Raw genomic sequence first — 12,371 nt, forward strand, 5'->3', positions numbered from 1 at the left:
GATATGTCAAAAGAGATAGCAAAAAAACGTATAGAAGAACTGCGTGATTTGTTAAATACATTTAATTATCAATATCACGTATTAGACAATCCTTCTGTTTCTGATGCGGAATATGACCGTGATATGCAGGAGCTTATAAAATTAGAAGCAGAGAACCCAGAGTTTATGAGTGAAGATTCTCCCTCCGTTCGCGTTGGGGGAACTATTCTTGATATATTTGAAAAAGTAACACATAAGTCACCAATGTTAAGTTTAGGGAATGCATTTAACGAAGGGGATTTGCGTGATTTCGACAGAAGAGTATGTCAAGGAATTGATGGTGCGAATGTAAGATATATATGTGAATTAAAAATTGACGGGCTTGCCGTTTCGCTTCATTATGAAAAAGGACGCTTCATTCAAGGGGCGACACGTGGTGATGGTGTAACGGGTGAAGATATTACTCAAAATTTAAAAACGATTAAAGCTATCCCACTTCGTTTAAATGAAGAAGTAACGTTAGAAGCACGAGGCGAAGCTTATATGCCGAAGCGTTCATTCGTTAAACTAAATGAAGAAAAAGAGCAAAATGGAGAAGATGTATTTGCGAATCCGCGTAATGCAGCAGCAGGTTCAATACGTCAACTTGATCCGAAAATTGCAGCGAAGCGTAACTTATCTATGTTTGTGTACGGTCTTGCGAATGTAGAAGAAAAAACAATTCCATCGCACAGTGAATCGCTTGATTTCTTAGGTGAACTCGGATTTAAGACAAATCCAAATCGCCGTACATGTGAAACAATCGAAGAGGTTATAGCTTATGTAGAAGAATGGCAAGAAAAACGTCCGCATCTTGATTATGAGATTGATGGAATCGTTATAAAAGTAGATGATGTTGCTCTTCAAGAAAGTCTAGGAACTACAGCGAAGAGTCCACGATGGGCGATTGCTTATAAATTCCCAGCTGAAGAAGTTGTAACGAGACTAACAGGCATTGAATTAAGTGTTGGCCGAACAGGGGTTGTAACGCCGACTGCAGAGCTAGAGCCAGTGAGAGTTGCTGGTACGATTGTTCGCCGTGCTTCTTTACATAACGAAGATTTGATTCGTGAAAAAGACATTCGAATTGGTGACTACGTTGTTGTGAAGAAGGCTGGAGATATTATTCCTGAAGTTGTGAACGTTATTTTTGATAAGCGTACTGGTGAAGAAGAAGAATACCGTATGCCAACGCATTGTCCAGCATGTGAGAGTGAACTTGTTCGTTTAGAAGAAGAAGTAGCACTTCGATGTATAAATCCGACTTGTCCGGCTCAAATTCGAGAGGGATTAATCCATTTCGTTTCAAGAAATGCGATGAATATTGATGGACTTGGAGAACGTGTCATTACACAACTCTTTGATGCAGATTATATTCGTACATTTGCTGATTTATATGCATTGACGAAAGAGCAATTATTACAGTTAGAACGTTTTGGTGAAAAATCAGCAACAAACTTAATACAAGCAATTGAAAATTCTAAAGAAAACTCGTTAGAGCGATTATTATTTGGTCTTGGAATTCGCCACGTTGGAGCGAAAGCAGCACGTACATTTGCAGAGCACTTTGAAACGATGGATGAGCTTGTAAAAGCAACAGAAGAAGAACTAAAAGCAATTAATGAAATTGGCGAAAAAATGGCTCAATCTGTTGTGACATATTTTGATAATGAAGATGTATTAGAATTATTACAGCAGTTTAAAGAGTATGGCGTGAATATGACATACAAAGGTATAAAAATTGCAGATTTACAAAATGTTGAATCTTACTTCGCAGGAAAAACGGTTGTTTTAACAGGTAAGCTAGAAGTTATGGGACGAAGTGAAGCGAAGAAGAAGATTGAGGCATTAGGTGGAAAAGTAACAGGAAGTGTTAGTAAGAGTACGGATTTGGTTGTTGCAGGTGAAGCAGCTGGTTCGAAATTAGCACAAGCGGAGAAACATAATGTTGAGGTTTGGAATGAAGAGAGGTTCTTACAAGAGCTAAATAAGTAAGAGGTGCAAACTTACCATGAAAAAAATAGCATTAGCGATATTAAGCCTGGGCCTACTTGTAAGTGGGTGTAGTGCAGGTGCCGACAAAGATGAAAAAGTGGCTGAGAAATCGGGGAAAGCAAAAGAACAATCAGTTGTTCCAAAATACGCTATTTCGGATGAATATTATAAGACGACTATTCCATTTGATGGTGGAAATGCACGTGGTTTAGTGGTGCAAGGGCTAAATAGTCGTCTTGATATAGATGAATTTGAAACAGGATTAATGCGAATTGCAAAAGAATCATTTAATACGAAAGATAATTTTTTAAAAGGCGGAAGTGCTCTAGATACTCAAGTGATACAGATGCTTGTTAAAAGAAAACGTACAGATGCTGAACAAAAGGAACTAGAGGACAAATTAAAAAAAGATGCAGTTAAATTTCCTAATATAGGATTAAACCCTGCGTTAGGAACGGGATCCGAATCACTAGAAGTGAAAAATAAAAAAAATCCAATATATATTTCAAATATTTTAGAGCATGATTATTATGTGAAAAAAGGCGATAACAGCGAGGAACGTGTTGGTATGGTAGTTGGATTAGCAATGAATTCTGTTCAATATTTTAACGAAGAGCATGGTTATCCACGTGAAGCTGCCATCCCGGATGAAAAGATGTTAGCTGAAGGGAAAAAAATGGCGCAAGAAATTTTGAAAGTCATACATCAAAAACAACCTGATACAAAAAATATTCCGATAACATTTGCGATTTATCGCCAAGCTCCAAAGTCTTCGCTCGTACCAGGTAACTTTGTTTCTTATGCAAATGTAGAAAAAGGTAGTGAAACGGTTGAAGATTGGAAACAAATTAATGAGAAATACTATTTGTTCCCATCAGAGCAAGCGAAAACAGATAATAAACGTGAAGATCTTGCAAGAGTATCCAACTTTAAGGCAAAACTAAGCGATTATTTCCAAGGCGACTATACAGCTGTTATTGGTACTGGTATGTATAGAGATGATGAATTAAGAGAAATGAAGCTTGATATTCCTGTCCAGTTTAATGGAAAAGCTGAAATAATTGGTTTTACACAATATGTGGCAGGGCTTGTTATGGAATACTTCCCGAATTATATGAAAGTACAAGTAACGATTAAATCTGTAGAACGCCCAGAAGCTATTATTATACGTGAAGCAAAACAAGATGAACCACTTGTGAAAATTTTAGATTAAATATGAAGGCTGTTCCTCTATGGAACAGCTTTTTTTCTTATGTAATTTTGTTATAATTTAAAATGTTGTAAATAATAGGGGTAAGGGGTAAAGTTCATGGAAGAATTAAGTTTTCAAGTCATTATTTTATTAATTGCATTCGGTTTTTTAGCAGCTTTCATTGATTCCGTTGTTGGAGGAGGAGGGTTAATTTCGCTTCCTGCGCTTATGTTTGTTGGCTTATCGCCGGCTTCAGCAATTGCAACGAATAAATTAGCGGCAACAATGGGGACGTTTACGAGTGCGATGTATTTCATTCGATCAGGAAAAGTTGATTTTAAAATTGTAGGAAAGTTAATCCCGTTAACTATTGTTGGAGCTGTTGCAGGTGCTTTAGTAGTAAAATTTATTCCATCGGATATTTTACGCCCATTAGTACTTGTAATGTTGGTATTTATTTCTATTTATATTATTGCAAAAAAGAATTGGGGAAGTGTGTCTACCTATAAGAAGATGACGCAAAGAAAAACATTAATATTTTTCTTTGTTATTTTAATGATAGGATTTTATGATGGATTTTTTGGACCAGGGACAGGGTCATTTTTAATTTTTGCATTTTTATTAATTGGTTTGGATTTTATTCAAGCGGCAGCATCTGGAAAACTTTTGAACTTTGTTAGTAATATTGTATCTTTAATTACTTTTTTATTTTTAGATATAATTCATTTTGAATACGGTATTATCATGGGATTATCAATGATCTTAGGTGCTTATTTTGGATCGAAGTTTGCGGTTCAAAAAGGCGTTGGATATGTAAGGACTTTATTTTTATTAGTTACTATATTATTGATTGGGAAAAATGTTTTGGAATATACTCATATTTTGTAGATTCATACGCATGTATGAATCTCTTTTTTTTATTATATTTTAAAAATTTATTAATTTTTAAAATATAAGTCTAGGAATATTTGAATAAATCTAAATTATCGTGTAGAATAATGTTGTAAAATGTAAACGTTTTTCTAAGGGGAGGCTAAAAAAATGGTAGTAGCATACAAACATGAGCCATTTACAGATTTTTCAGTGGAGGCTAACAAATTAGCGTTTGAAGAAGGTTTAAAGAAAGTAGAATCTTATCTTGGACAAGACTATCCATTAATTATTGGGGGAGAAAAAATTACTACAGAAGACAAAATTGTTTCTGTAAACCCTGCAAATAAAGAGGAACTTGTTGGTCGTGTTTCAAAAGCAAGCCGTGAGTTAGCTGAAAAAGCAATGCAAGTAGCGGATGAAACATTCCAAACTTGGAGAAAATCAAAGCCAGAAATGCGTGCAGACATTTTATTCCGTGCTGCAGCAATCGTTCGTCGCAGAAAACATGAATTCTCTGCTATTCTTGTAAAAGAAGCAGGTAAGCCATGGAATGAGGCAGATGCTGATACAGCAGAAGCAATCGACTTTATGGAATATTATGGTCGTCAAATGTTAAAATTAAAAGACGGTATTCCAGTAGAAAGCCGTCCAATTGAATATAATCGTTTCTCTTACATTCCATTAGGAGTAGGTGTTATCATTTCTCCTTGGAACTTCCCATTCGCAATTATGGCAGGTATGACAACAGCTGCTTTAGTTTCTGGTAACACAGTATTACTAAAACCAGCTAGTACAACTCCTGTAGTAGCAGCGAAATTTATGGAAGTATTAGAAGAAGCTGGCTTACCAGCTGGCGTAGTAAACTTCGTTCCAGGTAACGGTTCTGAAGTTGGTGACTACTTAGTAGATCATCCTCGTACACGTTTCGTAAGCTTCACGGGATCTCGTGATGTAGGTATCCGTATCTATGAGCGTGCAGCGAAAGTAAACCCAGGCCAAATTTGGTTAAAACGCGTTATCGCTGAAATGGGCGGTAAAGATACAATCGTTGTTGATAAAGAAGCAGATCTTGAATTAGCAGCTAAGTCTATCGTTGCATCAGCATTCGGATTCTCAGGACAAAAATGTTCTGCATGTTCTCGTGCAGTAATCCACGAAGATGTATACGATCACGTATTAAATCGTGCTGTTGAATTAACAAAAGAATTAACAGTTGCTAACCCAGCAGTATTAGGTACAAACATGGGTCCTGTTAATGACCAAGCTGCATTCGATAAAGTAATGAGCTATGTTGCAATTGGTAAAGAAGAAGGTAGAATCTTAGCAGGTGGCGAAGGAGACGATTCTAAAGGCTGGTTCATCCAACCAACAATCGTTGCTGATGTTGCAGAAGATGCTCGCTTAATGAAAGAAGAAATCTTCGGACCAGTAGTAGCATTCTGTAAAGCAAAAGACTTCGATCATGCACTTGCAATTGCAAACAATACGGAATACGGTTTAACAGGTGCTGTTATTACTAACAACCGTGACCATATTGAAAAAGCACGTGAAGACTTCCACGTTGGTAACTTATACTTCAACCGTGGATGTACTGGTGCAATCGTAGGTTACCAACCATTCGGTGGCTTTAACATGTCTGGTACAGACTCTAAAGCTGGTGGACCTGATTACTTAGCACTTCACATGCAAGCAAAAACTACTTCTGAAACTTTATAAGAAATAGTAGAGGAGCTCTTCACAAAATGTGAAGAGCTCCTTTTAAAATTGAAACCCCATATATTACCGTCGTTCGAAGAGAATGAGCTAAAACCTATTAATAGCGGGATAAACATGTAAACAGAAATAAAATAATGAGAAAAGTTGACGTATTAGTCATATTTTTTAGTATTCATTTTGAGAATTTCCTGTATAATACAATTTGAAAGAAAATCTATGGTTCGACAAGGAACACTCCTTTCGGTTTTGCTCACTGAAAGGAGTGTTTTTTATGTAGCTAAAAATTCTTTCGTGCTTATTACATTTGCATATACGCCATTTAAACTAGCTAAAATTGTATTGTGAATATAAACAGCTGGTATAGTAGCGTTCTTAAAAGAAAGGTCTTTTGTAGCACAAGCATCGTGTATAACGGTACATTGAAATCCAAAATCAAATGCAGCCCTTACTGTAGCATCAATACACATATGAGTCATCATCCCGCATACGACGACATGTTCAATGTCTAAACGCTGTAATTGCTCTAGAAGATTAGTTTCTCGGAAGCTATTTGGATAATGTTTGAGTATAACTGTTTCTTCTCTAAGTGGACGTACGCTTTCGTGAATATGTACACCTTCTGTATTAGGTAGGAAAAAAGTAGCGTTATCTTTTATAGCTACGTGTTGGATATGAAAAATAGGTTCGCTGTTTGTTCTAAAGTGTTGTAATAACTGATTAGCATATTCGCTTGCTTCTACTGGATTACGCAATTCCATCTTTCCATTTGGAAAATAATCGTTTTGAATATCGACGAGTAAAAGAGCTGTTTTCATATATTTATCTGCCTCCGAGTTTCATATTCAAATAAATTTATTCAATTTGTAGAGAGGATTCTCCTGTTTAAAAATATGAGGAAGAAGAATTTTAAATAACCTTGAAAGTTACTATTTTCTCATGAATTTTCATCTGAAAATTTTAATAAAGGAATAATTAATATTTTTCTAAAAAATGTATTGACTCTTATTATTCTGAGTTCTATAATGAGAATTAATTAAATGACAATTAAATCGATACATTCTTATCCAGAGAGGTGGAGGGACTGGCCCTATGATACCTCAGCAACGGGTTTTTTAATACCGTGCTAACTCCAGCAAGCCATATAAAGGCTTGGAAGATGAGAAGATGTGAACGAGTACATATAAGTGCTCTCCTTCTTATCTTTATGGTTGATAAGAAGGAGAGCACTTTTTATTTTACCTCGAAAGCTCTACTTCAAGTTTTTACAGCATATAGGAGGGGGAAAAATGATTTCTTTTAACAATGTAAGTAAAGTGTATGAATCAGCTGGGCAATCTGTTCATGCGGTGGAGGATGTAACATTATCAGTTGAGAAAGGCGAAATTTTTGGCATCATCGGTTTTAGTGGCGCTGGAAAGAGTACATTATTACGCTTAGTAAATATGTTAGAGAGACCAACGTCAGGAACGATTGCAATAGATGATAAAGATATTACATCATTATCGACAAAAGAATTACGCAAACTAAGACAAAGAATCGGAATGATTTTTCAAAGCTTTAATTTATTTAATTCAAGAACAGTGTTTGGGAATATTGCTTATCCATTAAAGTTAGCGAAATTGCCAAAGAACGAGATAAAGGAACGAGTGAATGAACTGCTGAAGTTTGTAGGGTTAGAAGATAAAGCAAACTATTATCCAGAACAGCTATCAGGGGGACAAAAGCAACGTGTTGGTATTGCTAGAGCACTTGCGACATCGCCAGATATTCTTATATGTGATGAGGCAACATCAGCCTTAGATCCAGAAACGACGACAGAAATTCTAAACTTATTAAAGAAAGTAAATCGAGAATACAATTTAACAATTCTTCTTATTACACATGAAATGCATGTTGTGAAAGAAATTTGTCACCGTGTAGCTGTAATGGAGAAGGGAAAAGTTATTGAAGAAGGAAAACTGTTCGATGTTTTCACGCAACCAAAAACAAAGACGACTCAAAACTTTGTACGTTCTGTTATTAATGATCATTTACCAGAAAGTGTTCTAGCGAAAATTCAAAATGGTGGTCAAATTTATCGTCTAACATTTACTGGTGAGGAGACGGGACAGCCGGTACTATCATATATCGCAAAAAACTATAACGTCGATGTAAATGTACTGTACGGAAATATTATTGAACTTCAAAATGTGCTATTTGGAAATCTGCTTGTAGAATTGCAAGGTGAGCAGAGGGAAATTCAAAAAGCATTGCAACATCTAAGACTGCAAGTGCAGCTGAAGGAGGTAGAAGCTCATGCGAGTTGATTGGAGTATATTTTGGCCGCGCATACTAGATGCGACGGGGGATACCCTCTTAATGGTAATTGTAACCCTTATATTCGCTACAATTCTGGGTATACCTCTAGGTTTACTTTTATATGTAACGAGAAAAGGAAACTTTTTAGAAAATAAATGGGTCTTTTCTATTCTTAACATCATAATTAATACAATTCGTCCGGTACCATTCATTATCTTTTTAGTAGCGTTAAGTCCACTAACGAGAAGCGTTATTGGAACGACGATTGGAACAGCAGCAGCAATTTTCCCGATGACGTTAGTCGCATCAATTGGTATTGCTAGAATGGTTGAAACAAATCTTGTTTCCGTTCCGAAAGGAGTAATTGAGGCAGCACAAGCAATGGGCGCCTCGCCAATTAGAATCGTTTTTGAAATCCTTGTACCAGAAGCGTTAGCACCATTAATCTTAGGTGTCACATTTATGACAGTTGGTTTAATTGAATTTTCTGCAGTTGCTGGGCTTGTCGGTGGTGGCGGTCTTGGTGACTTGGCAATGACATATGGTTATCAACGTTTTGATACATCAGTTATGTTTGTAACGGTTGTTTTACTTATTATTCTCGTACAGATAGCTCAAAATTTAGGAAACTACTTTGCGAAAGTCTTGTTACGTAGATCATAAAAAGGAAGAGAGGAAAAGAAAATGAAGAAAATTTTAGCATTTGCATTATCAGCGATTGTAGCAGTCTCAGCATTAAGTGGCTGCTCAAGTGGAGACACGGGTGCAGGAGCGAAAGAAAAAGTAGTTCGCGTCGGTGTAACTGGAACGGATGGAGACGCTTGGGAAATTTTGAAGAAAAAAGCTGAAAAAGAAGGGATTAAGATTAAACTGGTGGAGTTCTCTGATTATACAACTCCAAATAAAGCTTTAGCTGATGGAGATATTGAATTAAACTCATTTCAGCATATTGCTTTCTTAGAGCAATTTAAAAAAGAGCATAAGTTAGATATTACAGCTGTTGGTACAACACAAATTGCGCCAATGGGTTTATACTCTGAAAAATATAAGAAGGCAAATGAAATTCCAGATGGTTCAGAAATTGCAATTCCAAACGATCCAACGAACCAAGCACGTGCATTAAAACTTCTTGATGCAGCTGGAGTATTAAAGCTTAAAAAAGATTTTGGCTTATTTGGAGATCCAAGCGGCATTGCTGAAAATCCGAAGAAATTAAAAATTACACCGGTTATCGCACAGCAAACACCTCGTGTGTTAAAAGATGTAGCGGCATCAGTTATTAATAACGGTGTTGCTGGTCAAGCTGGATTAGATCCAGCGAAGGATCCTATTTTCTTAGAAGATCCAAAGAATGAAAATGCGAAGCCATATATTAATATTTTTGCAGCTCGTACGAAAGATAAAGATGATCCAACACTGAAAAAAGTAATTGAACTATACCATTCAAAAGAAGTAACAGATGCAATTAAGAAAGAAACAAATGATGGTTCAATTTCAGTTGATCTTTCACTTGAGGAGCTTGAAAAAATCGTAAAATAATGATTGAGTTTAATGGACTAACAGAAGGAACCCCTCCGCTGTTAGTTCGTTCAACATATAATCTACTTAACAAACGAATCCTAATTCTGTACCTTCCAATTTTGTATAACGTAGAATCCAATGTTTGTTAAGTAGAGTAATGGACCAGGAGTTTTCCTGGTCTTTTTTTATGAATGAAAGTAGCTAGCGAACAGTAAGGTAATCCAAATTATAATGGGATAAGAAAATAAGCTGAAAAGGATTGTAATTACGAATTGCTTTTGATGAATTAAGTGTTTTTTTGATAAAAAAAAGAAAATAGCAAAGAGAGTAATGAAAAATGCTGATATTACGCCGGGGTTATAGGAGCGATAAATGAAAAACAAAATAATATGTTGAACAGAGTTAAAGAAGATGGCCCCTTGTATAAAAATAATCCAGCATATAGAAGACAAGAAGTTAAGTTGATATAGAAAGACGATAAGTAATACAAAGATTGTTAATACGGAAATGGCAATGAAAAATTGTTGGCTAGTTATAAGACGGATTGAAAATTGATTAGCAAGATATTGTGGCATTTGGAAAGCTTCTTCAAGGTTATGAATGAAAAATAATAAGGGAATGATCCAGAGTATAGTAGTGGAATGCTTTTTCATCAACTTACATCACTCCAATAAAGTATAGAAAGCCTAAAAAAGGCCCTCTATACAGAGATAGTTATTCAATTATGATATTTTTTAAATTAACTTCATGATGATCTCGTTCTTTCGGATAAGCAGCTAGTTCCTCTTGTAAAATATTTAATATTTGCTTAGCTGATTGCTGGATTGGATTAGGTAGCTCTTCTAATATATGCATCCCGACTTTTACTTTTGTACGAATTACCCTTCGTAGTAATTCCTCATGCATGTACTACACCTCCAAACCGAATATTTAGTACATCTTCTTCAAATTTTGCTCCTTGAATAGAAAGGTGTGTTAATGTTTTTGGTAACGTGATGTTCCGTTTAACAGAACCCGCTCGAATAATAAGTTCATCACCTTTTTGATTTAAGGAAAGTTCACTTTTGTTTGAGAAGGGAATAGAAAGAATGAAAATATAATCATCGCCATCCTTTTTTACATATTGTGTGCGCCCGTTAAATTTCACTTCAGTAGGACAATGATCAGTTTTAAATAAAGCATCGCCTACACGCTCTAACATAGGTAAACCAACAACTTCTTGTTCAAACATTGGAGCTTCGTAAATAGGAAGTGGATCAAAACTATTTTGAATTAATGTTTTATATTTCTTTTGTGTATCTTTCCATGCTTGAAAATAAGGATCGGTGACGGTGTTAGGGATGACGCGATTAATCATAATGGCATCTACGTTATAATCGTATAAATTTAAATAAGTAAAGCTACGCTGAGCTTCTTTAATGACCATTTTTTCAGGATTTACAACGATGCGGATACTTGTTACTTCTCGGTTTGATAAAATATCTCTCATTTCTCCGAGCTGTTCAAGTGTATTTGTTAATTCGTCCATAATATCGTCGGTTGGAAGAGGGACACCAAGGAGTGGTTGAGCTACAGGACGAACGACTTTTAAAACTTTTCTTTTAATAGGAAACAATTTTTCCATCCACCAGCCGAGCATGTCTGGAAAACTTAGCATTGCTAATGTTTCTCCTGTTGGAGCGCAATCAATGATGATAACATCATATGTGTTTTGTTTATAATAATCGAGTACGCGAAGTAAGCTAATTAAATCTTCCATACCAGGAAACATCGTTAATTCTTCTGTTGTAATATCATCAGCTGCTTTGGAAGTGAATAGTAAGGTAATGTATTTCTGTAACTTTCCCCAACCTTTTTCCATTTCATAAATCGTATTAATTTCTTGTGCCCATAAATTTTCACGGATTTCTAATGGCTCAGAAGATAACTTTATACCAAATGAATCTCCTAAACTATGAGCAGGATCTGTACTCATTACTAAAGTTTTTAATCCTTGCTTCGCACTTTGAAGTGCTGTTGCTGCTGAAATGCTAGTTTTTCCTACGCCGCCTTTACCTGTATACAAGATAATTCTCATCATTCATATCCCCCTTGTTTCGAATGTCGAATATTACGAGTATCGAAGTAAATGGTTGAATAAAAACCCAGATAGGGTTTTATTCAATCGGAATGTTTTTCATTTTAGGTGTAGAAACCTTTTCTTCTGTTTTTTGCTGTGAGGTAGCAATTTGATTCATAATCTTTTGGAAGATTTGTAGTAAGAATGCTTTTTCTTCTTCTGACAATGCTTCTGTCACTAAGCTAAAGTAATGGGCTGCATTTTGTTTTACTTCTTGAACGAGCATTACGCCGGTTTCTGTTAACCGAATTAATACAATACGTCGGTCGTTTTCATCACGGTAGCGTTCAATATATCCCTTTTTTACAAGGCGATTTACAACGCCCGTCGTTGTACTCATCGGTATATCAAGAAGATCAGCAATTTTTGTCATTGTAATCTCTGTATTTCGTTCCATCCAAAGTAAACAAAATACTTCTGTTTTGGAAAGTGTTAAATCAAGGCTTACCCATTCTTCAGGATAGAAAAGTTTCTTGGCGTTATCTAGCAGTAAGTCTAAAAAATGTTCATATTGCAACAATTAATTCCACTCCCGTATATTTCGAGGTTCGTAATATTTATTTTTATTTTATGCAGAATAGAAATAAATGTCAATCATTTTAATTGTTTTTTCAGATTAGGCAGAAAACTTTCTTTAAA

At 35.6% G+C, this 12,371-nt stretch carries 12 protein-coding genes and 1 riboswitch; of the genes, 7 read left to right on the plus strand and 5 right to left on the minus strand.

Features of this window, described 5'->3' with window-relative positions; all coding sequences use genetic code 11:
- The first annotated feature begins 3 nt into the window (after positions 1–3).
- The 4 genes from ligA to pruA all read left to right on the plus strand — a co-directional run bounded on the left by ligA (position 4) and on the right by pruA (position 5,794).
- The gene (ligA, locus tag OXT04_RS17425) at positions 4–2,013 is read left to right on the plus strand and encodes an NAD-dependent DNA ligase LigA (protein WP_023520911.1); all 2,010 of its coding nucleotides are present in this window, start codon (positions 4–6) and stop codon (positions 2,011–2,013) included.
- 16 nt (positions 2,014–2,029) lie between these two features.
- Positions 2,030–3,226 (plus strand): CamS family sex pheromone protein, encoded by a 1,197-nt coding sequence (locus OXT04_RS17430; protein WP_000717010.1) that lies wholly within the window; start codon positions 2,030–2,032, stop codon positions 3,224–3,226.
- A 96-nt stretch (positions 3,227–3,322) separates the two neighbouring features.
- Positions 3,323–4,093: a TSUP family transporter gene (locus OXT04_RS17435; protein WP_267416296.1), complete on the plus strand. Its 771-nt coding sequence runs from the start codon at positions 3,323–3,325 to the stop codon at positions 4,091–4,093.
- Between the two features lie 153 nt (positions 4,094–4,246).
- Positions 4,247–5,794: an L-glutamate gamma-semialdehyde dehydrogenase gene (pruA, locus tag OXT04_RS17440; RefSeq protein WP_000259555.1), complete on the plus strand. Its 1,548-nt coding sequence runs from the start codon at positions 4,247–4,249 to the stop codon at positions 5,792–5,794.
- Positions 5,795–6,063: 269 nt separating this feature from the next.
- On the opposite strand, the gene OXT04_RS17445 is transcribed toward pruA, so the two are convergent.
- Positions 6,064–6,609, minus strand: a complete 546-nt coding sequence (locus OXT04_RS17445) for a cysteine hydrolase family protein (RefSeq protein ID WP_097821980.1) — start codon at positions 6,607–6,609, stop codon at positions 6,064–6,066.
- Between the two features lie 242 nt (positions 6,610–6,851).
- Positions 6,852–6,957: riboswitch (SAM riboswitch) on the plus strand.
- Between the two features lie 123 nt (positions 6,958–7,080).
- On the opposite strand from OXT04_RS17445, the gene OXT04_RS17450 reads away from it, so the two are divergent.
- From OXT04_RS17450 to OXT04_RS17460, 3 genes are read left to right on the plus strand one after another with little or no spacing between them, the layout of a single operon-like run.
- Positions 7,081–8,100 carry a methionine ABC transporter ATP-binding protein gene (locus OXT04_RS17450; RefSeq protein ID WP_000622973.1) on the plus strand — a complete coding sequence of 340 codons (1,020 nt, stop codon included), beginning with the start codon at positions 7,081–7,083 and terminating at the stop codon, positions 8,098–8,100.
- Complete coding sequence (locus tag OXT04_RS17455) at positions 8,090–8,755, plus strand: methionine ABC transporter permease (RefSeq protein WP_001261865.1); 666 nt, start codon at positions 8,090–8,092, stop codon at positions 8,753–8,755. The genes OXT04_RS17450 and OXT04_RS17455 overlap by 11 nt, the downstream gene beginning before the upstream one ends.
- 21 nt (positions 8,756–8,776) lie before the next feature.
- Positions 8,777–9,631, plus strand: a complete 855-nt coding sequence (locus OXT04_RS17460; protein WP_267416305.1) for a MetQ/NlpA family ABC transporter substrate-binding protein — start codon at positions 8,777–8,779, stop codon at positions 9,629–9,631.
- A gap of 167 nt (positions 9,632–9,798) precedes the next feature.
- Here the strand turns inward: OXT04_RS17460 and OXT04_RS17465 are convergent, their stop codons facing one another.
- The 4 genes from OXT04_RS17465 to OXT04_RS17480 form a co-directional block, all read right to left on the minus strand.
- Positions 9,799–10,266 carry an HXXEE domain-containing protein gene (locus OXT04_RS17465; RefSeq protein WP_072941042.1) on the minus strand — a complete coding sequence of 156 codons (468 nt, stop codon included), beginning with the start codon at positions 10,264–10,266 and terminating at the stop codon, positions 9,799–9,801.
- Between the two features lie 61 nt (positions 10,267–10,327).
- Positions 10,328–10,519 carry a DUF3926 domain-containing protein gene (locus OXT04_RS17470; RefSeq protein WP_000544106.1) on the minus strand — a complete coding sequence of 64 codons (192 nt, stop codon included), beginning with the start codon at positions 10,517–10,519 and terminating at the stop codon, positions 10,328–10,330.
- Positions 10,512–11,693 (minus strand): ArsA family ATPase, encoded by a 1,182-nt coding sequence (locus OXT04_RS17475; RefSeq protein WP_083530686.1) that lies wholly within the window; start codon positions 11,691–11,693, stop codon positions 10,512–10,514. The genes OXT04_RS17470 and OXT04_RS17475 overlap by 8 nt, the downstream gene beginning before the upstream one ends.
- Before the next feature lie 76 nt (positions 11,694–11,769).
- On the minus strand, positions 11,770–12,252 hold the full coding sequence (locus OXT04_RS17480; RefSeq protein ID WP_267416314.1) for a MarR family winged helix-turn-helix transcriptional regulator: 483 nt from the start codon (positions 12,250–12,252) through the stop codon (positions 11,770–11,772).
- Between the last annotated feature and the right edge of the window lie 119 nt (positions 12,253–12,371).

The sequence above is a fragment of the Bacillus sp. GC_Bacil_1 genome (assembly GCF_026540675.1).
GTDB lineage: Bacteria > Bacillota > Bacilli > Bacillales > Bacillaceae_G > Bacillus_A > Bacillus_A cereus.

Excerpts from the sequence above, each read along its gene's own strand:
- OXT04_RS17435 (WP_267416296.1), top strand. The coding sequence starts at position 3,323 with ATGGAAGAATTAAGTTTTCAAGTCATTATTTTATTAATTGCATTCGGT.
- OXT04_RS17470 (WP_000544106.1), bottom strand. The coding sequence starts at position 10,519 with ATGCATGAGGAATTACTACGAAGGGTAATTCGTACAAAAGTAAAAGTC.
- ligA (WP_023520911.1), top strand. The coding sequence starts at position 4 with ATGTCAAAAGAGATAGCAAAAAAACGTATAGAAGAACTGCGTGATTTG.
- OXT04_RS17475 (WP_083530686.1), bottom strand. The coding sequence starts at position 11,693 with ATGATGAGAATTATCTTGTATACAGGTAAAGGCGGCGTAGGAAAAACT.
- OXT04_RS17445 (WP_097821980.1), bottom strand. The coding sequence starts at position 6,609 with ATGAAAACAGCTCTTTTACTCGTCGATATTCAAAACGATTATTTTCCA.
- OXT04_RS17465 (WP_072941042.1), bottom strand. The coding sequence starts at position 10,266 with ATGAAAAAGCATTCCACTACTATACTCTGGATCATTCCCTTATTATTT.
- OXT04_RS17460 (WP_267416305.1), top strand. The coding sequence starts at position 8,777 with ATGAAGAAAATTTTAGCATTTGCATTATCAGCGATTGTAGCAGTCTCA.
- pruA (WP_000259555.1), top strand. The coding sequence starts at position 4,247 with ATGGTAGTAGCATACAAACATGAGCCATTTACAGATTTTTCAGTGGAG.
- OXT04_RS17430 (WP_000717010.1), top strand. The coding sequence starts at position 2,030 with ATGAAAAAAATAGCATTAGCGATATTAAGCCTGGGCCTACTTGTAAGT.
- OXT04_RS17450 (WP_000622973.1), top strand. The coding sequence starts at position 7,081 with ATGATTTCTTTTAACAATGTAAGTAAAGTGTATGAATCAGCTGGGCAA.
- OXT04_RS17455 (WP_001261865.1), top strand. The coding sequence starts at position 8,090 with ATGCGAGTTGATTGGAGTATATTTTGGCCGCGCATACTAGATGCGACG.